The following is a 20602-nucleotide window of genomic DNA, read 5'->3' on the forward strand; positions in this document are numbered from 1 at the left end:
TCGTCATCGTCGACTCAGGTTCGAAAGCAGGCCCGCGGCCCGTGCCCAGCGGTACTTCGCGCCGAGCACCGCCACCGGCTTCTCGGTCGTGTACGGATACGCCACGATGCCGTGGTCGTACAGGTGATCGCTCGCCTCCTCGACTTCGACGTCCCCCGACAGCGACGCGACGACGGGCTTGTGGGTGCCCTTCGCCCGGTACTCTCCGACCACTTCGGACACCAGTTCGGCGAACACCATCGGCGGGGTGACGATGGCGTGCCAGTAGCCGAGGATCAGCGCGTGGATCCGGTCGTCCGCCAGGCCCAGCGCGATCGTGTCGCGGTAGGTCGAGGGCGGTTCGCCGCCGGTGATGTCCACCGGGTTGCCCGCGGCGCCGAACGGCGGGATGAACTCGCGGAACGCCGTGTCGAGGTCCGGCGGGATCGTCATCAGCTGCAGCCCGTTGTCGACGCAGGCGTCCGACAGCAGCACGCCCGAACCGCCGGCCCCGGTGATGATGACGACGTTCTCGCCCTTCGGCGTGGGCAGCAGCGGGATGCCGCGGGCGTACTCGAGCATGTCGTTGAGGCCGGGCGCCCGCACCACGCCGCTCTGGCGCAGGATGTCGTCGTAGACCTTGTCGTCGCCGGCCAGCGCGCCGGTGTGCGAACTGGCCGCCTTGGCGCCTTCCGACGTCCGGCCGGCCTTGAGCACGACAACCGGCTTGCGGCGCGAGACCCGCTTCGCCGTCTCCGCGAACGCCCGCCCGTCCTTGAGGTCCTCCAGGTGCATGGCGATGAGCTCGGTGTTCTCGTCGTGCTCGAAGAACGTGAGCAGGTCGTCCTCGTCGATGTCGGCCTTGTTGCCCACGCCGACGATCGAGGAGACGCCCATCTTCGCCGAGCGGCTGAAGCCGAGGATCGCCATCCCGATGCCGCCGCTCTGGGATGACAGCGCCACACCGCCCTTGACGTCGTACGGGGTGCAGAACGTCGCCGACAGGTTCTCCGGCGTGTAGTAGTAACCGTAGATGTTGGGACCGAGGACGCGCACGCCGTGCTTGCGCGCGATCGCGACGACCTGGTCCTGCAGCTCGATGTTGCCGGTCTCGCCGAAGCCGGACGGGATGAGGATCGCGCCGGCGACACCTTTCTTGCCGGCTTCTTCCAGCGCCGCGGGCACGAACTTGGCCGGGATGGCGAAGACCGCGACGTCGACGTCGCCGGGTACGTCGGCGATGCTGGCGTAGGCCTTGCGGTCGAGGATCTCGGCGGCCTTCGGGTTGATCGGGTGGATCTCCCCCGCGTAGCCGCCGCCGACCAGGTTCTTCATCACCGAGTTGCCGATCTTCCCGGCCTCGGCGGACGCACCGATCACCGCGATCGACGCCGGCTTCATGATCCGGGTCATCGACGCCAGGATCTCCTCCTGGGTGAACCGCTGCGGCTCCTTCGCCGCGTCCGGGTCGACCAGGATGCGGACGTCGACCGCGGTCGCCCCGCGCGCGGTGGCCAGCACCGGGTTGAGGTCCACTTCGGACAGCTGCGGGAAGTCGGTGACGAGCTCGCCGAGCCCGGTGATCACGGCGGCGAGGGCGGCACGGTCGACAGGATCCGAACCACGCACGCCCCGCAGGATCTCGGCCGCTTGGATACCGTCGACCATCGACAGCGCTTCCTCGGCCGTCGTCGGCGCGAGCCGGAAGGTGACGTCCTTGAGCACCTCCACCAGCACGCCACCGAGGCCGAACGCGACGACCTTCCCGAAGGTCCGGTCGGTGACCGAGCCGATGATCACCTCCTGGCCCTCGGTGAGCATCTGCTGCACCTGGACGCCGACGATCCGCGCGCCGGCGTTGTACGCCTTCGCGTTCTCGACGATCTTCCCGAAACCCGCCTTCACCGCTTCGGCGTCCTGCAGGCCGACGAGCACCCCGCCGGCCTCGGTCTTGTGCAGGATGTCCGGGGAGACGATCTTGAGCACCACCGGCAGGCCGATCTCCTCGGCTTGCGAGACGGCTTCGGCGGCCGTAGCCGCCAGCCGCTCGGCCGGGGTCGGGATACCGTATGCCTCGCAGACCGCACGCCCCTCGGGCGCGGTCAGCGCGGACCGCCCTTCGGCCGCCACCTGGGCGAGGATCTTTTCGACCGCCGCGCGATCCGCCACTCAGATCACCCCCGCGGCGCGGAACTTCTCGAGCTCCGCTTCGCCGTAGCCGAGCTCCGCCAGCACCTCGACGTTGTGCTCGCCGAGCAGTGGCGACCGTTCGATCTCGACCGGCGAGTCGGACAGCTTCAGCGGGCAGCCGACGGTCTTGAAGGCGCCGCGTTCCGGGTGCGGCACCTCGACGACCGAGCCGAGCTCGGCCAGCGTCTCGTCCTCGATCAGCTCCTTCGTGGACAGGATCGGGCCGCACGGGATGTTGCAGGCGTTGAGCTTCTCCATCACCTCCCACTTGCTGTGCTTCTCGGTCCACTCCTCGACGAGCGCGAACATCTTGTCCAGTTTGGACAGCCGGACCTCGGGGGTGGCCCACGCCGGGTCCTCGGCCAGCTCGCCCTTGCCGATCAGCCGGGCGAGCGGGGCCCAGCCGGGCGGCTGGACGATCACGTAGATGTAGTCGTTCGGGCCGCCGGGCGCGCACTTCACCGCCCAGCCGGGCTGGCCGCCGCCGGAAGCGTTGCCCGAGCGCGGGACCTCGTCGCCGAAGTTCTCGTTCGGGTACTCCCCGAGCGGTCCGTGGGTGAGCCGCTGCTGGTCGCGCAGCTTGACCCGGCACAGGTTGAGCACGGCGTCCTGCATGGCGACCTGGACGCGCTGGCCGCGGCCGGTGGAGATCCGCTGGTACAGCGCGGCGAGGATGGCGGCCACCAGGTGGATGCCGGTGCCGGAGTCGCCGATCTGCGCGCCGGTCGCGGTCGGCGGGCCCTCTTCGAAGCCGGTGGTGCTCATCGCGCCGCCCATGGCCTGCGCGATCACCTCGTAGGCCTTGAAGTCGGCGTAGCGGCCGGGCCCGAACCCCTTGATGGAGGCGTAGACCAGCCGCGGGTTGAGCGAGGACAGCTTCGCCCACGGGTAGCCGAACCGGTCGACGACGCCGGGGCCGAAGTTCTCGACCAGGACGTCGACCCCGGACACGAGCTTCTCGAAGATCTCCTTGCCCTCGTCGCTTTTCATGTTGAGCGTGATGCTGCGCTTGTTGGCGTTCAGCATCGTGAAGTAGAGGCTGTCCACCCCGGGCAGGTCGCGCAGCTGCCCGCGGGTGATGTCGCCGCGGCCGGGGGTTTCGAGCTTGATCACGTCCGCGCCGAGCCAGGCGAGCAGCTGCGTCGACGACGGACCGGACTGCACGTGCGTCATGTCGAGGACGCGCACGCCCTCCAGTGCCTTACCCATGCTTGGCCTCCGCTCACTTGTACATGGTCTGGTTCACGGTTCCGGGGGCGTACACGTCGGGATCGACCCAGACGTTGATCAGCGACGGCTTGCCGGACTCCCGCGCCCGCAGCAGCGCCGGCCCGATGTCGGCGGGGTCGCGGACCTCTTCGCCGTGACCGCCCAGCATCCGGGCGAACTCGTCGTAGCGGACGTCGCCGAGGGTGTTGCCGACGCGCTCGCGCCCCACGCCGTACTTCGCGGCCTGGCCGTAGCGGATCTGGTTCATCGACGAGTTGTTGCCGACGATCCCGACGAACGGCAGGTCGAACCGCACGAGCGTTTCGAAGTCCCAGCCGGTGAGGCTGAAAGCGCCGTCCCCGAACAGGGCGACCACCTCCTTGTCCGGGCGGGCGTGCTTGGCGGCCAGGACGAAGGGGATGCCGACGCCGAGCGTCCCGAGTGGACCGGGGTCCATCCAGTGCCCGGGCGACTTCGGCTGGACGACCTGGCCGGAGAAGGTGACGATGTCGCCGCCGTCGCCGATGTAGATCGAGTCCTCGGTGAGGAACTCGTTGATCTCGTGGACGAGCCGGTACGGGTGGATCGGGCTCGCGTCGGAGTGCTGCAGCGGCAGCCGCTTCCGCTTCGCCTTGTCTTCCACGGCGTGCAGTTCTTCGAGCCACGTCTTGCGGCCGACGGCGCCGTTGTCGGTGCGGCCGGACGCGGCCTCGGCCACCGCGGCCAGCACCTGGCCGGCGTCGCCGACGATGCCGAGGTCGACGTCGCGGTTCTTGCCGACCGTGCGGTAGTCCAGGTCGATCTGGACGACGGTGGCGTCCTTCGAAAGCCGCTTCCCGTAGCCCATCCGGAAGTCGAACGGGGTGCCGACGATGACGATGACGTCGGCGTTGTCGAAGGCGTACCGGCGGGACAACTGGAAGTGGTGCGGGTCGCCCGGGGGCAGCGTGCCGCGGCCGGCGCCGTTCATGTACGCCGGGATGTTCAGCGTGCGCACGAGGCCGGTCGCCGGGCCGGTCGCCCGCGTGGTCCAGACCTGGCTGCCGAGCAGGATGGCCGGCTTCTTGGCGTGCACCAGCAGGTCCGCGAGCTTCTCGACGTCGGCGGGGTCGCCGGCGTTCTTCGTCGACGCGCGGTAGCGGCCCGCTTCGGGGATCCGGGCCTGGTCGAGCGGCACCCGCGCGTCGAGAACGTCGCGGGGGATCTCGAGGAACGACGGGCCCGGCGCACCGGCGTAGGCTTCGCGGAAGGCCATCGAGACGAGGTCGGCGACGCGGGCGGTGTGCGGCACGGTCGCGGCGAACTTGGTGATCGGCGCCATCATGTCCACGTGCGGGAGGTCCTGCAGGGACCCCATCTTGTGCTGGGTCAGCGCACCCTGGCCGCCGATGAGCAGCATCGGGCTTTCCGCGCGCAGCGCGTTCGCGACCCCGGTGACGGCGTCGGTGGTGCCCGGACCGGCAGTGACGACCGCGCAGCCGGGCTTGCCGGTGATCCGCGCGTAGCCGTCCGCGGCATGCGAGGCGACCTGCTCGTGCCGGACGTCGATGACCTCGATGCCTTCGTCGACGCAGCCGTCGTAGATGTCGATGATGTGGCCGCCGCACAGCGTGAAGATCGTGTCGACCCCTTCGGCCTTCAGGGCTTTCGCCACCAGGTGCCCGCCAGATATCTCCGTGGCCGGCGCGGGCTCGGCGCCGTTCGTCGCACGGGCACTCTCCCCCGCGGTCGTGCCGGTCGTGGTCAGCGCCATCGCTCAACTCCTCTGGTCCGCCACCGGATCTCTCTTGTCCGGCGGTCCGTTTCCGGGTCCGCTCGCGCCACTGCCGGCGTCCTTCGAGGTCAGCGGCCTCTTCGCGGCAGACTGTAGATTGCATACCGTATGGGGTAGGCATATAGTCACCTCTCAAGCAGTCCGTGTCCAGGGCTATCCGCAGGGTTTTTCCCGGGCCTCGATCCCGCCCCCGCGGACCGTCACCGCACGCCCGGACACGGCGGACCTCCTTGCCCTGCCCCGCCGCGGAAAGGAAGCCCCCGCATGGATCTCTTCGAACACGAAGCCCGTGATCTCTTCGAGAAGCACGGCGTCCCCGTCCCCCGCGGCCGCGTCGTCGCCGAGCCGGCCGAAGCCCGGTCCGCGGCCGCGGCCATCGGCGGATCCGCCGTCGTCAAGGCCCAGGTGAAGACCGGCGGCCGCGGCAAGGCGGGCGGCGTCCGCGTGGTGCACACAGCCGACGACGCCGAGCAGGCCGCCGACGACATCCTCGGGATGGACATCAAGGGCCATACCGTCCACCGCGTCCTGGTCACCGAAGCCAGTGAGATCACCGAGGAGTACTACGTCTCCTTCCTGCTCGACCGCGCCGGGCGGACGTTCCTGGCGATGGCGTCCGTGCACGGCGGGATGGAGATCGAGGAGGTGGCCGCCACCGACCCCGCAGCACTCCGGCGCGTCCCGGTCGACCCGCTGACCGGCGTCGACGCGGCCGAGGTCACGGCCGGGTTCCCCGCCGACGTCCGGGCGGAAGTGGCCGGGGTCGTGGAGAAGCTGTGGGCGGTGTTCGTCGCCGAGGACTGCACGCTGGTCGAGGTCAACCCGCTCGCCAGGACGTCGGCCGGGATCGTCGCGCTGGACGGGAAGATCACCCTCGACGACAACGCGGACTTCCGGCGCTCCGATTCGTTCGACGACTCCGCGGACGGCGATCCCCTCGAACGGGAGGCGCACGCGAAGGGCCTCAACTACGTCAAGCTGGACGGCGACATCGGCGTGATCGGCAACGGCGCCGGCCTGGTCATGTCCACATTGGACGTCGTCGCCTCGGCCGCGGCGGAGGCGGGCGCGCGCGGCCCCGCCGACTTCCTCGACATCGGCGGCGGCGCCTCGGCCGAGGTGATGGTGAACGGGCTGACCGTGATCCTCGGCGACCCGCAGGTCCGCAGCGTGTTCGTCAACGTCTTCGGCGGGATCACCGCGTGCGACGCCGTCGCGACCGGGATCGTGCGCTCGCTGGAGGTCCTGGGTTCGCGCGCGACCAAGCCGCTGGTGGTGCGGCTCGACGGGAACAACGTCACCGAAGGCAGGCGGATTCTCGCCGACGCCGCCCATCCCCTGGTCACCGTGGTGGCCACCATGGACGACGCCGCCCGCGAGGCGGCGAAGCTCGCGATCGCGGAGGTCTGACCCGTGGCCATCTTCCTGGACGAGACCAGTCGGATCGTCGTCTCCGGCATCACCGGCTCCGAAGGCGCCAAGCACACCCGGCGGATGCTGGCGGCCGGGACGAACGTCGTCGGCGGGGTGAACCCGCGCAAGGCCGGGCAGACGGTCGAGCTCCCGGGCCGTTCGCTTCCGGTGTTCGGCAGCGTCGCGGAGTCGATGGCTTCGGCCGCCGCCGACGTGTGCGTGCTGTTCGTGCCGCCACCGTTCGTCGCCGGCGCGGTGATCGAAGCGGTGGACGCCGGCATCGGGCTCGCGGTGGTGATCACCGAAGGCGTCCCGGTGCACGACTCCGCGCGGTTGTGGGCGCACGCCGTCGCCGCGGGCGGGCGGACGCGGATCATCGGCCCGAACTGCCCGGGCATCATCTCCCCCGGCCGCTCCAACGCGGGCATCATCCCGGCCGACATCACCGGCCGGGGCCGGATCGGCCTGGTGTCGAAGTCCGGCACGCTGACCTACCAGCTCATGCACGAGCTGCGCGACGTCGGCTTCTCGACGTGCGTCGGCATCGGCGGCGACCCGATCATCGGGACGACGCACATCGACGCGGTCGAAGCGTTCGAAAAGGACCCGGAGACCGACGTCATCGTCCTGATCGGCGAAATCGGCGGCGACGCCGAGGAACGGGCGGCGGACTTCGTGAAGGCGAACGTGTCGAAGCCGGTGGTCGGCTACGTCGCGGGGTTCACCGCCCCCGAAGGCAAGACGATGGGCCACGCGGGCGCGATCGTCTCCGGCTCGTCAGGCACGGCGGCGGCGAAGAAGGCAGCGCTGGAGGCGGCCGGCATCCGCGTGGGCCGGACCCCGAGCGAGACGGCAGCGCTGGTCCGCGAGGTGCTGTGATGGACCTCCGCCAGCTGGCGGTGGCGGTTGCGGTCGCCGAGGAGGGCGGTTTCACGGCGGCGGCCCAGCGCCTGCGGACGGTGCAGTCGACGGTGTCCACTGTGGTGCGCGCGCTGGAGCGGGACCTGGGCACGCCGCTGTTCCACCGGACAACGCACCGGGTGGTTTTGACGCCCGCCGGCGAGGCCTTCGTGCCCGCCGCGCGGGCGGCGCTGGAGGCGGCGGAGCGAGCCCGCGCGGCGGTCTCCCCGCTGAGCGGGTGCGTACGGGTGGGGATGTGCCCCGGATTGCTGGCGGACCTGCACCGGCTACTGGCGAAGCTGCGGCACGCGCACCCGGGTTTGGGGGTGGAGGTCCGCCAGCTGCCGCCCGGGGATGCGGGGTGCGCGGTGGCGGAGTCCACAGTGGACCTGCTGCTGACCGCGCTACCCGGCCCGCTGGGCACGACACCTGCCGGCGAACCGGCCGGCTCCGGGAGCCACCGTGCCTTCCCCGGCCCGCTCGGCAAGGTGGCGGACGCCACCGCCGGCGCGTCGCCGCCTGCCCATGGCAGCGCAACCTCCGGCGAGCCGACTCCCGCGGTCTCCGATACCCCCGGCGCCGCGCCGGACGGCCGCCGCGGTGCCGGGCTCGTCACCACCGCGCTCCCGGCCGAAGAACTCGTTCTCGCCACCGCTCCCGGCGGCGCGCGCTCCGCTCCTTCGGACCTCTCCGGCCTCACGCTCGTCGGCTTCCCACCCGGCTGGGCGATCCGCGAAGCCGTCGACCGCGCGTTCCCCGGCCGGCGGCCCACCCTGGAAGTCGACGATCTCGCCGCCGCCGCGAGGATCGTGCAGGCCGGGCTCGCCACCTGCGTCCTGCCCGTCTCCGTCGTCGCCCGGTTTCCCGAGCTCACTGTCCGGCGGTTCGACCGGCCTCCCCCGTGGCAGCTCGCCGCCGTGCACCGGTCACCCGAAGACGCCGTGGTCGGGGCGGTGCTCGGTCAGCTCGGCTGAAGGCCCAGGCGGTCCGGTCGGGTGTAGACGTTCATCGACGTCCCCCGCAGGAACCCCACCAGCGTCAGCCCCAGCTCCGCGGCCAGGTCCACCGCCAGCGACGACGGTGCCGAAACCGCGGCCAGCAACGGGATTCCCGCCATCACCGCCTTCTGCACCAGCTCGAACGACGCCCGGCCGCTCACCATCAGCGCCGTGCCCGGGAGGGGCAGCTTGCCGTCGCGGGTGGCCCAGCCGACGACCTTGTCCACCGCGTTGTGCCGGCCGACGTCCTCGCGCAGGCACAGCAGCTTGCCGTCGCCGTCGAACAAGCCCGCCGCGTGGAGGCCGCCCGTGCGGTCGAAGACCCGTTGTGCCGCGCGGAGTTCGTCCGGCAGGGCGGCCAGTGTCGCCGCGTCCGTCGTGAACGGGTCCGCGGCGACCGGCCACGGCACCGTCGTGCGGACCGCGTCCAGGCTCGCCTTGCCGCACAGGCCGCACGACGACGTCGTGTAGAAGGTGCGCTCGACCGACGCGTCCGGCGGTGCTACGCCGTCGGCGAGTGTCACGTCGAGGACGTTGTAGGTGTTGCCGCCGTCGGCCGTCGCGCCGGCGCAGTAGCGGATCGCCCGGATGTCGGTGGCCGCACGGACCACGCCTTCCCCGACGAGGAACCCCGCGGCGAGGTCGAAGTCGTCGCCCGGCGTGCGCATCGTGATCGACAGGGCCTTGCCGCCGACCCGGATTTCGAGGGGTTCCTCGACGGTGAGCGTGTCCGGCCGGGTGGTGTGCGCGCCGTCGCGGACGCGCACCACCGGGCGCCTGCTGGTCATCCGCCCCACGTCAGGCCGCCGGCAGCAGCGACTCGGGGCGGCCCGGCTGGGTCAGCCGCCCGGACAGCACGCCGGCCGCGAGGCTCAGCACACCGGCCACGGCGAACGCACCGGCGAACCCGTGCGATGCCACGACGAGCGCGGCCAGCCCGGTCCCGACCCCCGCGCCGACTGCCTTCGCGCTGTAAAGTATCCCGAAGTTCTGCGCGACCGACTCCTCGCCGAAGTACTCGCGCACCAAGCCGACGAGCAGCGTGTAGCAGCAGCCGTTGCCGAGGCCGGCGAGCGCGATACCCAGCAGCAGGCCGACCGCGTGCCGGTGCTCGCCCAAGGAGAACAGCGCGAACTGCGCGAGCCCGCCCGCGACGAGCGCGAAGCGCAGGATCCGGTGGCGGCCGAGCCGGTCGGCGAGCCGTCCGACGAGGACACGCCCACTGCCCGTCGCCGCGGCGAGCAACGCAACCGCGGCCCCGGCGAGCCCGGGCCCGCTGCGTTCGGCGACGAACGTCGCCAGGTAAGCCAGATCGAACAACACCACCGCGGCGGCGAGGACGACCACGAGGTACAGCGCCCGCGTCGTCGCGCACCGGAGGAGCTCCGCCGGCCGGTAGTGCCGGACGGCCGGCCGCCGGTTGTGCGCCCGGTCCAATGCCCAGGCACGCGGTTCCGGAGTGGCGGGCCACCAGTGCCGCGGCGGGTAGCGCAGCACCGCGCCGCAGCCGGCGATCACGACGAGCACGAGAGCGGCGGACACGTCCAAGAGCACTGCTCTCGCTTCCGGCAACGCTGCGGCGAGGACGACGAACGGCACACTGCCGAAGGCGAACGCCCCGCTCACGACGCCCGCGCGCGAGCCGCCGCGGTCCGGGAACCACGCGAGCACCGCGCCGATGCACGTGGCGTACACCAGACCGGTGCCGAGCCCGCCGAGCACGGAGTAGCCGAGGAACACGGTGAGCAGGCTGCTCGCGTGGCCGAGCGTCACGAGCCCGGCGGCGCACAGCACCGCGCCGGCGGCCATCGCGGCCGGCGCGGGGAACACCCCGCGGTCACGCAGCCACGCCGCCGGGAACGCCACCCCGGCCTGGCAGATCGCCCAAACGGCGAAGGACAGCGCGATCCCGCCGAACGTCCAGCCGTGCGCCCGGCTCAGCGCCGGGACGATCGCGCCGAAGCCGTACTGCTGCACCCCGGCGGCGAGCATGGCCGCGGCGGCCAGCCAGGTGATCCACGTCCGGGGCCTGCCGAGCAGCTCCCGGTCGGACTCCCCGACGCGGTAGCGCCGGCCGTAGACGTCTCGGAGCTCGCGGATCTCAGCCATGGCGACCGCCTCCTCGCAGACTGCAGATTGTATGCAGTATGCGGTAGCCTGCGGTTCGAGGCAAGAAGGCGGCCCGGTGGCCATCGAGGGAGGAGGCGGCCACCGGGCCGGTGCTCCGCCGCGGTACCGGCCGCGCGGAGCACTGCCAGTCTGGCCATCGAAGGCACCGTCGACAAGCTTTGACACCCGTCGAACCGCGTCTGGCGTCCACAACGAACACCTACGGACGCACAAAAGCGCCCCGAAGTGACGTCGGGTGCGGCATTCGCACTCGACGGCACTTCGGGGCGCTCGGGCCGGAATCCCTGGGGCGGACCGGGCGGTGCGCACGCACCGCGACGAACCCGTTACCCGTCAGGAAGTTTTGCCGCTCCGGTTCAAGACTTCTTGCGCGGGGCTCGCTTGCGCGCCGGCTTGACGTCGACGGGCTCGGCCGCCGCGGCCTGGTCGGCCTCGAAGCCCGCGATGATCTCGCTGGAAAGGCGGCCGCGCTCGGCGACCTCGTAGCCGTTGGCCTGCGCCCACTCGCGGATCTGCCGGTTGCGCTCGCGGTCGGTCCCCGAGCCGCCGCCCGAGCCGGACAGCGACTGACCGGTCGCGAGGCGCACCTTGCGGCCGCCGATGCGACGCGCGGCGCCGACGTAGCGCGCGAGTTCGTCCCGCAGCGCGGAGGCGTTGTCCTCGGACAGGTCGATTTCGTAGGTCACGCCGTCGAGACTGAAGGGGACGGTCTGCGAAGCCTCGCTCCCGTCGAGGTCGTCCACCATCTGGACCTGCACCCGTTGCGCCATGGTTCGTCGTTCCTCATCTTCTCCAGAACACGGTCGGACAGACCCTAACCTGTCGAATCACGTCCGGCACGCGCGACACCCGTCAAGCGTCCACAATGGCCGCCCGGGCGAGCGGGTCGCCCGCGTCCAGAGTGACCGCAACGGCGCCGGAATGGGCTGCGCCTTGGCCGAAAATCAATTTCGTGATAGGCTCGAAATCAAATCGGTACCGTGACGGCGTGACCAACCCCGAGTTTCCCGGTAATGCGAGCCGCACCGTCTTCACCGCGGCTGTCGCGCGGGCGGCACATTTGCTCGACGACACCGAACCCTACATCTTCGCGAGCTCCTTCGCCGCTCCTCTGCTCGGCGAGCACGCGGAGGAACTCTTGGCGTACCACCGGCTCCACGGCACCCACCCGGTCCTCGGGGGTGCCCGCGCCGAGGCGGTGTGCCGCCGACGGTTCGCCGAAGAGCAGCTCTCCCATTCCGGTATAGACCAGTATCCGATTTTGGGCGCCGGTCACGATTCGTTCGCGTATCGGGCCGTCTCCGGACGTTTCCGGGTGTTCGAGGTCCACCACCCGGCGACACAGGTGGTCGAACGGGAACTGCTCGCCGCCGCCGGGTCGCCGAACGGCTCGTCCAGAGTGGACTGGACCTGTTTCGCCCCGTGTCCGCGAGCTGGCTCGGCGTCACCACGGACCTGGCGCGAGGCGATTGCCGCCACATTGACGGATCCCGGCGGTTTCGCACCGGGATCGGAAATCGTGGCGGATCACCTGGTTCCCGCGGAACTGCGCGACGCGACCGGAAACAGTTGCGCGGAAGCGGTGTGCTGCCGCGGCGGAGGATCGGGCCGCTCAGTCGGGCAGCATCGGCACTTCGAGGTCGTCGGGCCGGCCGAGCAGGACCGCGCGCGTCACCGCCGCCTTGCCGAACCTGTCGCGCACCGCGTCCAGTGCCGTGTCCAGCTCCGTCGCTCGCTGGCGCTCGAAGGGCAGGGTCAGCTGGAACGGGTCGTCGTCGGCCAGGTTGGACAACGCGGCGCCCAGCAGCGTGATCCCGCGGTCGGCGATCAACGGCAGCGCGGCGACGAGCAGTTCGCGCGCCGCCGTGAGCAGCACGCCGGTGCCGGCCGTCGGCTCGGTCAGCGTGTGCGAACGAGTGGCCCGCTCGAAGTCGGCGAAGCGCAGGCGGATCGTCACCGTCCGGCAGACGCGGTGGGCGGCCCTCAGACGGCGGGCGATGCGGTCGATCAGGGCCACCAGCACCACGTCGAGCTCGGCCGGGGTCCGTCTGGCGCGGCCCAGGGACCGCTGGGCGCCGATCGAGCGGCGGCGGACGCCCACCTCGACGCGGCGGGGGTCGCGGTTGTGGGCCAGGGCGTGCAGGTGGCGGCCGGGGCCCCGGCCGAGCAAGCCGTCGAGGTCCACCTGCTCGGACGTCGCGAGCTCGCCGACCGTCCGGATCCCGCGTGCGTGCAGCTTCTCCGTCGTGACCTTGCCGACGCCCCACAGCGCCGAAACCGGCAGCGGGTGCAGGAACTCCAGCTCGCCGTCGTGCGGCACCACCAGCAGGCCGTCCGGTTTCGCCACCCGGCTGGCGACCTTGGCCAGGAACTTCGTGCGCGCCACCCCGACCGTGATCGGCAGCCCGGCCCGCTCGGCGACCGCGACGCGCAGCCGTTCGGCGATGTGGCTCGGCCGTCCGCCGATCCTGGCCAGGCCGCTGACGTCGAGGAAGGCCTCGTCGATCGAGATGCCCTCCACCCACGGCGTCGTGTCGTGGAAGACCTCGAACACCGCGCGGCTGGCGGCCAGGTACGCCGACATCCGCGGCGGCACGACGACCGCCTGCGGGCACAGCCTGCGGGCCTGCGCACCGCCCATCGCGGTGCGGACGCCGTAGGCCTTGGCCTCGTAACTCGCCGCCAGCACGACCCCGCCGCCGACGATCACCGGGCGTCCTTTCAACGCCGGATCGTCGCGCTGCTCGACCGACGCGTAGAACGAGTCGAGATCGGCGTGCAGGATGGGCCCCTCGTCGGTCATAGAACATATGTTCGCATAACCGAGCGCCGAAGTCCGCTCACCCGTCCGTCGCGAGTGGCGTGCCGCCGGTCGACACTGAGCGCTTTTCCGGTTGTCCGGCGTCCGTGGCCGCGCTCACACTCGAAGCATCGAACGACCCGACCCTGGGGGCTCCATGACCGAGAAGTGCCGGTGCGGCGACCACCACGCGTGGGCCGCGCCCAACCCCGAAGACCGGCCCGCCGCCGCGCGGCAGCCGCTGCTGGCTTCGACTCTGGCGCGCGAAGACCGCGTGGAAGACGACGGCGGGCTCGACCCGACCGACCGCGTCACCTGCCGCACGCACCGCCGCTGGCTGCACGAATGCGTGTCGTCGCCGGTGCACACGAACCCGGCGATCGGCTACCGCTGGTGCCGCCGCTGCGACCACCAGGCGCTGGTCGCGGTGGACGAGCTGGCCGGCGAGGTGACCATCCGCTGCGGGCTCTGCGGGCACGTCCCGCGCAGCCGCGCCAACGAAGAGCTGGTCCAGCTGTGCATGCGCAGCCTCGCACTGGCCCGCGCGGGCCGGTTCCCGGCGGCCGCCGTCGCCTGACTGCCATGATGCGGGGGTGCCCGAACCCGGAACCACCGCACTGGTGATCCTGCTGCCCGCCGCCGAACCGGTGCTGGCAGCGGCCCGCCGCGTCGACCCCGCCCTGGTCCGCCCCGGCCTGCCCGCCCACGTGACGGCGCTCTACCCGTTCTTGCCGGCTGCCGAAGTGAGCGACGCCGTCCTCGACGCGGTCCGCGCGCTCGCCGCGACGTTCTCGCCGACCGAAGTGCCGCTCACGGAGTTCGTCACGGCACCCGGTTTCGCCGCGATCCCGGCGCCCGCGCTCCAGCCGGTCACCGACGCCGTCTGCGCGCGCTGGCCCGAAGTCCGGCCGTACGGCGGGCGGTTCGGTCCCCGCCCGGGCGCCCACGTGACGGTGGCGATGGGTGGCGAGGCGGACGTCCTCGAGCGGGTGGCCGCCGAGGTCCGGCCGCTGCTTCCGCTGACGGATCAGGCGGCGGAACTGCAGCTCGTCGCGCTCACCGACCGGGGCTGGGAACCGCGGCTGTCCGCGCGCTTCGGCGGCTGAGCGCTCAGCGGCGGCTCGGCGCGGCGGCCGGGGTGCCCGCCAGCTGCCGGTAGGCGCGGGCGATCGCGCGGAGCCGGGCCACGTCGGCGGCGAACGGTTCGCCGGCCGCGGTGGGTGGCGGGGTCTCGCGGGGTTCGTCCGGGAGGTCGCGGACCAGGCGCGCCACCGCCGGCGGCGGGAGGTCCGGGGTCGCGCCGGCCAGAATGAGGCCGTCGTTGGTCTCGCTCATCGCCGTCAGCAGGCGTTCGCGCCGCGACGGGCCGCCCGGGTCGATGCGGACGATCTCCGGGTAGCGCCGCGTCAGGTGCGCGCGCAGCGGACGCAGCAGGCGCAGCGTCCGGGCGTCGCGGCGGGCCGCCGCCAGGCCCGGGACCGCCGGGATCGTCAGGCCCAGCACGATCAGCAGCACCGAGACGGCCGGGAACCCGACGTCGAGCGCGCACGGCACCGTCGAGAAGGGCCCGCGGCACAACGCTTTCACCGGGTGCTCGGCCTGCAGCGCGTGGATCGTCCCGACGACCTTCCCGGCCAGGTACGCGAGCGCGAACGCCGACGCCAGCAGCAGCAACACCAGCCCGGCGCGCAGTGCCCCGCCGCTCGCGCGGATCGTCACGGCCGCCACGATCCCGATGTCGATGACCGCGAGCCCCAGGTAGACGGTGTAGGCGAAGACGTAGACGACCAGCGTCGGGTGCGTGCGGTAGAGCTCGTCGAACACGCCTACCCCGCGGGGCAGCCCCTGCGTGCCGAAGAACGTGACGACCAGCAACGTCAGCGCGACGCCGAGCGCGACCAGCCGGGTGCGGCGGCCGCGGTCGCGGGTGCCGCTGATCTCCGCGACGGTCAGCCCGATCCCGTACGCGGCGACCATCGTCGCGAGGTTCGACAGCAGGCGCCCGAGGCTGGGGTAGAGCTCGCTCTCGAACTGCTGCGCGCGGTTCGAGAGGAAGCAGAACGCGGCGCCCAGCGCGATGAGCGAGACGGCCAGGCCGGCGCCCGCACCGGTGCGCCGGGCGCGCACGGCGCGCCAGATGCCGACGACGAGCGCGAAGGCCCCGACCCCGAGGAACAGAATGTCGATCACGGGACGCGACTATCCCAGGAGTGCCGCCAGCCGCCTAGCCTGGTCGGCCGCCCGGCCGGACGCTCCCGGCTGAACGGCGGGCGGCTCACTGGTCGCGGCGCTCATCAGCAGGACGGCGATCAGTTCGGCCTCGTACTCCTCGGTGCCGCTCGTGACGCGCGTGAGCAGGTGCGACAACGCCGCGGGCGCGAGGTCCGGGGCGAGCTGGGCGGCGTCGGACTCGGCCATCAGGCAGGTGCCGGTGTGCGCGCAGAGCATGTGGGCGAGCTCGTGGGCGATGATGTGGTCCTGGTGCAGCGCCGACGTGTGCTCGGTGTAGGCGATCAGGTCGTAGTCCGGGCGCGCCTGCCAGGCCCCGGAGGGCTGCCCGGGCCGGTAGGCGATCGGGACGAGGTCGATTTCGCGCCCCCGCCAGGCCTCGAGGCGGTCCACCCAGCCGTTCATCGACCACGGCCGCGGCAGCGGGACGGCGGCGAGCACCGCCCGGACGCGCTCCCGCGCCCGGTCACGGAGGTCCGGCAGACCGCGCTCGTCGATGGGTCCTCCCCGCTCACCGGGCGCCAGCCGGCTGCACCGGGGCGCGATCACGGACGAGGTCATCGTAGCCGACCGGCGCGGCTCACTCGGGCTTCCGGCGCCGGCCTTCGCGGCGCCGGGTCTCGTCGTAGCTGCCGAGCTGGTCGAGCAGCGCGGTGACGGTTTCGCGGTCGCGCGGGGAGAGCCGCATCGCCCGCTGCGCCAGGGTGCGCGCCTCGGTGTCCCGCCACGCCACGACGTCCTCGACCTGGCTGTCGATCCGGCCCGCGACCTCGTCGTCGAAGAAGTAGGTGACGGGCACGCCGAAGAACTGCGCGAGCGCCTGGATGTGCGAGCGCTTGGGGTCCTTGCGCGCGCCGACGGCCAGCTGCTGCACGTGCGTCGCGGACATCGAGACCCCGGTCCGGTCGGCAACGCCGGTCGCGATCTCCCGGTAGGAGTACGGCTTGCGGTCCGGCGGGTGCACGGTCGCGATCAAGTGCGCCAGCCGTTCGGCGAAACTGCGCCCTTCGCTCACCACACACCACCCTCAGCCAAGAAACGTGACAACCGTCAGCGTAGCTGTCCCGAAAACTTGACACAGCCCGTCCCGGAAAGACTACGATACTCCCGTTCGGTGTTTCGGAAACATGACACGGAACCCGGGGTGGCGCAGCGGCCGCGGGGTGACTCACGTGGCCGCTGGGGGTGGCCACGCGCCTAACTCCGTGCCCGCCGCGCGATCCTTGCGAACGGGTGTCGGGGGTTCGGCTTCGGCAACCTTGCGCGCGCTGGATCGACCCGCGGGTCTTGCGGGGCGCGGGTGCTCGAGGGTCGGCACGCGTGGACCGTTCCTGGTGCGCCGGTCGCCATCCGCGCGAGCGGCACCGACGCCACGCCGCCGTGCACTTCCGCGCCGGCGGTCGATCGGCAACCACCTCGCGCCGCCAAGTACTTCCGCGCGAGCACGCACGCATCGCCGGGTCTCGCGGGACCTCCTCACCTCCGTCCGTTCGCCAGCAGCCGGCGCATCACCCCCGGCGTCGTTCCGGCGTGCTCGCGGACCGTGCGCGTCAGGTGGGCCTGGTCGGAGAACCCCAGATCCGCCGCCAGGGCCGCCAGCTCCCGCTCCCCCGCCTCCAGCCGGTCGAGTGCGCGGCCGACCCGGACGCGGTTGCGGTACCTCGTCACCGAAACGCCCAGCTCGCGCGGGAACGCGCGGCTCAACCGGTACGGCGACACCCCCAGCGCCTCGGCCAGCGTGAACAGCCCGCGGGCCGCCGGCTCGTCGGACCCGATCGCTTCCCGGGCCCGCGCGACCAGCTCGCGGTCGTCCGCGCGCACCGGACCCGCCGGCGTCGAGGCAACCGCCTGGGTGATCGCCCGGCCGACCAGCGCCAGCAATTCCTCCGCCAGCGCGTAGTCCGGGTCGGCCACCGACGCGACGGCTCGGCGGTGGGCCAGCTCCAGCGCGCCGTCGACGTACACCGCCGGCCGCGCGGGCCGGTCGCCCGCCAAGCGGGACCACAGCCCGGGACCGAAACTCACCGAGGTGCACGTGTCGCCGCCCGCCGGGTGGGCGAAGCACTCCTCGTCGCCGGGAGCCGCGAGGTAGGCCACCGTCCGGTCGGCGTCCGCCACCACTCCCCCGGCGCGGCGGCGGAAGCGGCCGCGGCGGACGAGCACGATCCGGTGCGCCGACGACACTTCGGCCGGCGACCACCCGGTGTGGTCGTCGGCGCACTCCACCACGCTCACCGCGTACCCGGGGCGGGCCACGACTTCGACTGCTTCACGCACGAACCGGACCGTACGCCGGGGGTACGACAATCCCGGCCCGCAAGGATCTTCAAGACCGCACCCCCGGACCGCGGGCAGGCTGCCGCACGACGAAAGGAGCAACTCCATGCCCGCGGAACTCACCACCATCGTCCTCGACTGCGCCGACCCCGCCGCGCTCGCCGCCTTCTACGCCAAGGCGCTCGGCTGGGAAGTGACGCACCAGGACGCGGACTCCGCCCAGCTCGGCGGCGGCCCGGTCGGGCTCGGCTTCCAGCGCGTCGAGGGCTACCGCGGTCCCGGCTGGCCGGACGCCGCCAAGCACGCGCACTTCGACCTCACCGTCGGCGACCTCGAGGCCGCCGTCGCCGAGTTCGAAGGACTCGGTGCCACCAAGCCGGGCTTCCAGCCCGGGGGCACCGACTGGGTGGTGCTCGCCGATCCCGAGGGGCACCTCTTCTGCCTGATCCCGGCCTGACGCGAGGGGTGGCCCCCACACCGGAGGGGCCACCCCTCCCGGGTCAGGAGCGGTAGACGCCGAACTCGTAGAGCGAATAGCCGTACGCGGTGCCGCGCTGGGTGGCGTTCACCCGGACGTACCGCGCGGTGGCCGAAACCGCGATGTCGTCGGCGCCGCCGTCCCCGGACGTCGTCCCGTACACGCTGCGCCAGTTCGCGGCGTCGTCGCTGACCTGGATTTCGTAGGCCTTCCCGAACGCCGACTCCCAGACCAGCTGCACGTGGTCGAACGCCTGGCTGCGGCCGAGGTCGACCTGCAGCCACTGCGGGTCGGCCCAGGCACTCGCCCAGCGGGTCGCGGTGTTCCCGTCGGTCGCGGCCTGCGGCGGGTACGGCGCGCCCGGGCCGTCGGCCTGGTACGTCGAGGCCGTCGTCGCGGCGCCGCGGGCCAGGTTCGTACCCGGCACCGGCGGCGCGACCACGCGCAGCGAACGCGTCTCGATGCCGACGTTGCCGTGGCCGTCCCGGGCGTAGAGGTAGATCTTCCAGACGCCCAGCTGCTGCGGCGCGGTGACGGTGAACGTCCCGTTCCCGGTGAACTGCGCCGGGATCAGCCCCGCCGCGTTGTTGATGTACTTGCTGTTGTACCCCATGGTGTAGGCGATCGGGTCACCGTCCGGATCGGACACGGCGGCGGTCAGGGTGAACGTGCCGCCCGCGGGGACGTCGGTGGTGCGGCTCAGGTTCATCGACGAGATCACCGGCGGCGTGTTGCCCGACGTCTGTCCACTGTAGAGCCTCCGCACGGCGTACCAGGACAGCCGCTTCTCGTTGCCGGTGGTGATGTTGAACCAGACGCCGCCGAAGTCGCCTTCGGTGCCGTAGTGGAAGAGCGTCGCGCCGAGCGCCACGCCCGGGTGGGCCAGCACGCAGTTCCAGGCGTTGACGTAACCGTCGCGCTTCTGCTGGTCCGTCGGCTCGGCGGGGACGCCGTTGGCGTCGTTCGGCACCTCCCACTCGCCGGCCGGCCCGGTCTCGGTGATGATGTAGGGCTTCGTGTAGCCGCCGGCCAGCCAGTCCTGCTTGACCTGGCACACCTGGGCGTAGGAGTTGACGGAGTACAGGTCGAGGTCCGGCGCGTACGCCTTGTAGTACGGCCAGGCACCGGTCCAGGCGTCGGTCGAGGTGACCGGGTGGTTCGCGTCGATCGCGTGGATGGCCTGCGCCGCCTGGTCGACGAACCGCGTGTAGGCGATCCGGTTCTGCTCCAGCAGCGTGCCGGAGTAGCAGTTCTGCATCCCGAGGATCGACTCGTTGCCGACGTTCCACATCAGCACGCCCGGGTGTGCTTTGTAGGCGGTGACCCACTTCTGGATTTCGGCGAGCATCGTGTTCTTGTAGTTCGCGTCGGTGGTGTAGTCGACGCACCCGCCGCTGCCCGGGCCGCCGCCCGGTTGCAGCCAGAAGCCGCTGACCACCTTGATGCCGTTGGCCGCGGCGGCGTCGAGCAACGGCTGCGAAGTGCCGTCGGTGCCCCAGGTCCGGACGGTGTTGACGCCGATCGCGTGCAGTTCCGGCATCCGCGTCGCCGCTTCGCCGACCGGCGGTCCCCAGGTCAGCCCCTTCACGGTCCACGGGATACCGTCGACCGTCAGCTGCCAGTTCCCCTGCGCGCCGGTCACCCGTGTGACGCCGGGACCGCTCTGCGCTCCCGGGGTGCCGCTGACCTGGAACTCCCACAGCGAATAGCCGTAGCCGCCGACGCGGTGCGTGCCGTAGAGGCGGACGTACCGGCCGTGCCCGGTGACCGCGAGATTTTGGATACCACCGACCGCCGTGGTCGTACTGTATACAGTCTGCCAATTCACGGCGTTGTCGGAAATGCGGATTTCGTATGCAGTCGCGTAGGCGGCCTCCCAGTTCAGGGTGACCTGGCTGATGTCGGCGGGCGCGCCGAGGTCGACCTGCAGCCACTGCGGGTCGCTCCAGGCGCTCGCCCAGCGCGTGCCGGGGTCGCCGTCGACGGCCGCCGACGCCGGGGTGCCCGCGCCTTCGGCGCTGGACGCGGTCACCGGTCTGCCTTGGGAAAGAACGGTGGCGGCGTGCGCCGGGGACGGGCCAGCGAGCAACCCCAGCACCAGCAGGGCCACCAGCGCCGGGACGGCACGGAGGAGCGACGGTCGGTCCACGATGACTCCCGTACGACTACAGCGAGGGACGAGGGACGGAGGTTGGAGAGCGCTCTCCAGCGCGACCGATGGTTCG

General features: G+C 71.9%; 18 protein-coding genes and 1 pseudogene. 7 read left to right on the forward strand and 12 right to left on the reverse strand.

Translation table 11 applies throughout. The features are described 5' to 3' along the window. Positions 1 to 3: 3 nt before the first annotated feature. Genes AB0B33_RS09215 through AB0B33_RS09225 form a run of 3 tightly spaced genes read right to left on the reverse strand, consistent with a single transcriptional unit; the run spans position 4 to position 5131 of the window. A complete protein-coding gene (locus tag AB0B33_RS09215; protein ID WP_360768763.1) occupies positions 4 to 2148 on the reverse strand; it encodes an acetate--CoA ligase family protein in 2145 nt (714 codons plus the stop codon). Beyond that, positions 2149 to 3378: a formyl-CoA transferase gene (frc, locus tag AB0B33_RS09220; RefSeq protein ID WP_360768765.1), complete on the reverse strand. Its 1230-nt coding sequence runs from the start codon at positions 3376 to 3378 to the stop codon at positions 2149 to 2151. Positions 3379 to 3391: 13 nt separating this feature from the next. After that, a complete protein-coding gene (locus AB0B33_RS09225; RefSeq protein WP_360768768.1) occupies positions 3392 to 5131 on the reverse strand; it encodes a thiamine pyrophosphate-binding protein in 1740 nt (579 codons plus the stop codon). 285 nt (positions 5132 to 5416) lie between these two features. On the opposite strand from AB0B33_RS09225, the gene sucC reads away from it, so the two are divergent. Genes sucC through AB0B33_RS09240 form a run of 3 tightly spaced genes read left to right on the forward strand, consistent with a single transcriptional unit; the run spans position 5417 to position 8439 of the window. After that, positions 5417 to 6562, forward strand: coding sequence for an ADP-forming succinate--CoA ligase subunit beta (sucC, locus tag AB0B33_RS09230; RefSeq protein WP_360768770.1), 1146 nt, complete (start codon positions 5417 to 5419; stop codon positions 6560 to 6562). Positions 6563 to 6565: 3 nt separating this feature from the next. Then, positions 6566 to 7444 (forward strand): succinate--CoA ligase subunit alpha, encoded by an 879-nt coding sequence (gene sucD / locus AB0B33_RS09235; RefSeq protein ID WP_360768773.1) that lies wholly within the window; start codon positions 6566 to 6568, stop codon positions 7442 to 7444. Further along, on the forward strand, positions 7444 to 8439 hold the full coding sequence (locus AB0B33_RS09240) for a LysR family transcriptional regulator (RefSeq protein ID WP_360768775.1): 996 nt from the start codon (positions 7444 to 7446) through the stop codon (positions 8437 to 8439). Before sucD ends, AB0B33_RS09240 begins: the two co-directional genes overlap by 1 nt. Here AB0B33_RS09240 and fdhD read toward each other — a convergent pair. The 3 genes from fdhD to AB0B33_RS09255 form a co-directional block, all read right to left on the reverse strand. After that, on the reverse strand, positions 8427 to 9260 hold the full coding sequence (gene fdhD / locus AB0B33_RS09245) for a formate dehydrogenase accessory sulfurtransferase FdhD (RefSeq protein ID WP_360768778.1): 834 nt from the start codon (positions 9258 to 9260) through the stop codon (positions 8427 to 8429). The two genes, AB0B33_RS09240 and fdhD, sit on opposite strands and share 13 nt — an antisense overlap. 1 nt (position 9261) lies before the next feature. Then, positions 9262 to 10572, reverse strand: a complete 1311-nt coding sequence (locus AB0B33_RS09250) for an OFA family MFS transporter (RefSeq protein ID WP_360768781.1) — start codon at positions 10570 to 10572, stop codon at positions 9262 to 9264. Positions 10573 to 10949: 377 nt separating this feature from the next. Further along, complete coding sequence (locus AB0B33_RS09255) at positions 10950 to 11363, reverse strand: Lsr2 family protein (protein ID WP_247023462.1); 414 nt, start codon at positions 11361 to 11363, stop codon at positions 10950 to 10952. A gap of 95 nt (positions 11364 to 11458) precedes the next feature. On the opposite strand from AB0B33_RS09255, the pseudogene AB0B33_RS09260 reads away from it, so the two are divergent. Next, positions 11459 to 11917, forward strand: a pseudogene (locus AB0B33_RS09260) (class I SAM-dependent methyltransferase); the annotation flags it as partial. A gap of 288 nt (positions 11918 to 12205) precedes the next feature. On the opposite strand, the gene dinB reads toward AB0B33_RS09260, so the two are convergent. Beyond that, positions 12206 to 13396, reverse strand: a complete 1191-nt coding sequence (gene dinB / locus AB0B33_RS09265) for a DNA polymerase IV (RefSeq protein ID WP_247023464.1) — start codon at positions 13394 to 13396, stop codon at positions 12206 to 12208. A gap of 154 nt (positions 13397 to 13550) precedes the next feature. Between dinB and AB0B33_RS09270 the strand changes: the two genes are divergently transcribed. Next, positions 13551 to 13970, forward strand: coding sequence for a hypothetical protein (locus AB0B33_RS09270; RefSeq protein WP_247023465.1), 420 nt, complete (start codon positions 13551 to 13553; stop codon positions 13968 to 13970). A 16-nt stretch (positions 13971 to 13986) separates the two neighbouring features. Next, positions 13987 to 14499: a 2'-5' RNA ligase family protein gene (locus AB0B33_RS09275; protein WP_247023466.1), complete on the forward strand. Its 513-nt coding sequence runs from the start codon at positions 13987 to 13989 to the stop codon at positions 14497 to 14499. Between the two features lie 4 nt (positions 14500 to 14503). Here AB0B33_RS09275 and AB0B33_RS09280 read toward each other — a convergent pair whose 3' ends face one another. From AB0B33_RS09280 to AB0B33_RS09295, 4 genes are all read right to left on the reverse strand, one after another. Then, positions 14504 to 15583, reverse strand: a complete 1080-nt coding sequence (locus AB0B33_RS09280; RefSeq protein ID WP_360768786.1) for a hypothetical protein — start codon at positions 15581 to 15583, stop codon at positions 14504 to 14506. A gap of 9 nt (positions 15584 to 15592) precedes the next feature. Continuing rightward, the gene (locus tag AB0B33_RS09285) at positions 15593 to 16171 is read right to left on the reverse strand and encodes a hypothetical protein (protein ID WP_360768789.1); all 579 of its coding nucleotides are present in this window, start codon (positions 16169 to 16171) and stop codon (positions 15593 to 15595) included. Positions 16172 to 16202: 31 nt separating this feature from the next. Continuing rightward, the gene (locus tag AB0B33_RS09290; RefSeq protein WP_247023469.1) at positions 16203 to 16637 is read right to left on the reverse strand and encodes a helix-turn-helix domain-containing protein; all 435 of its coding nucleotides are present in this window, start codon (positions 16635 to 16637) and stop codon (positions 16203 to 16205) included. A 461-nt stretch (positions 16638 to 17098) separates the two neighbouring features. Further along, on the reverse strand, positions 17099 to 17929 hold the full coding sequence (locus AB0B33_RS09295; protein WP_360768791.1) for an AraC family transcriptional regulator: 831 nt from the start codon (positions 17927 to 17929) through the stop codon (positions 17099 to 17101). A gap of 76 nt (positions 17930 to 18005) precedes the next feature. On the opposite strand from AB0B33_RS09295, the gene AB0B33_RS09300 reads away from it, so the two are divergent. Beyond that, positions 18006 to 18356 carry a VOC family protein gene (locus AB0B33_RS09300; protein WP_360768794.1) on the forward strand — a complete coding sequence of 117 codons (351 nt, stop codon included), beginning with the start codon at positions 18006 to 18008 and terminating at the stop codon, positions 18354 to 18356. A 43-nt stretch (positions 18357 to 18399) separates the two neighbouring features. Here the strand turns inward: AB0B33_RS09300 and AB0B33_RS09305 are convergent, their stop codons facing one another. Then, positions 18400 to 20526: a discoidin domain-containing protein gene (locus tag AB0B33_RS09305; RefSeq protein WP_360768797.1), complete on the reverse strand. Its 2127-nt coding sequence runs from the start codon at positions 20524 to 20526 to the stop codon at positions 18400 to 18402. Positions 20527 to 20602 lie beyond the last annotated feature (76 nt).

The organism is Amycolatopsis sp. NPDC049159 (assembly GCF_040648295.1).
Taxonomy (GTDB): domain Bacteria; phylum Actinomycetota; class Actinomycetes; order Mycobacteriales; family Pseudonocardiaceae; genus Amycolatopsis; species Amycolatopsis pretoriensis_A.

What these genes read in the sequence shown, in the direction of transcription:
- AB0B33_RS09240 (WP_360768775.1), top strand. Translation starts at nt 7,444, where the DNA reads ATGGACCTCCGCCAGCTGGCGGTGGCGGTTGCGGTCGCCGAGGAGGGC.
- AB0B33_RS09270 (WP_247023465.1), top strand. Translation starts at nt 13,551, where the DNA reads ATGACCGAGAAGTGCCGGTGCGGCGACCACCACGCGTGGGCCGCGCCC.
- sucC (WP_360768770.1), top strand. Translation starts at nt 5,417, where the DNA reads ATGGATCTCTTCGAACACGAAGCCCGTGATCTCTTCGAGAAGCACGGC.
- AB0B33_RS09255 (WP_247023462.1), bottom strand. Translation starts at nt 11,363, where the DNA reads ATGGCGCAACGGGTGCAGGTCCAGATGGTGGACGACCTCGACGGGAGC.
- frc (WP_360768765.1), bottom strand. Translation starts at nt 3,378, where the DNA reads ATGGGTAAGGCACTGGAGGGCGTGCGCGTCCTCGACATGACGCACGTG.
- AB0B33_RS09250 (WP_360768781.1), bottom strand. Translation starts at nt 10,572, where the DNA reads ATGGCTGAGATCCGCGAGCTCCGAGACGTCTACGGCCGGCGCTACCGC.
- AB0B33_RS09300 (WP_360768794.1), top strand. Translation starts at nt 18,006, where the DNA reads ATGCCCGCGGAACTCACCACCATCGTCCTCGACTGCGCCGACCCCGCC.
- dinB (WP_247023464.1), bottom strand. Translation starts at nt 13,396, where the DNA reads ATGACCGACGAGGGGCCCATCCTGCACGCCGATCTCGACTCGTTCTAC.
- AB0B33_RS09225 (WP_360768768.1), bottom strand. Translation starts at nt 5,131, where the DNA reads ATGGCGCTGACCACGACCGGCACGACCGCGGGGGAGAGTGCCCGTGCG.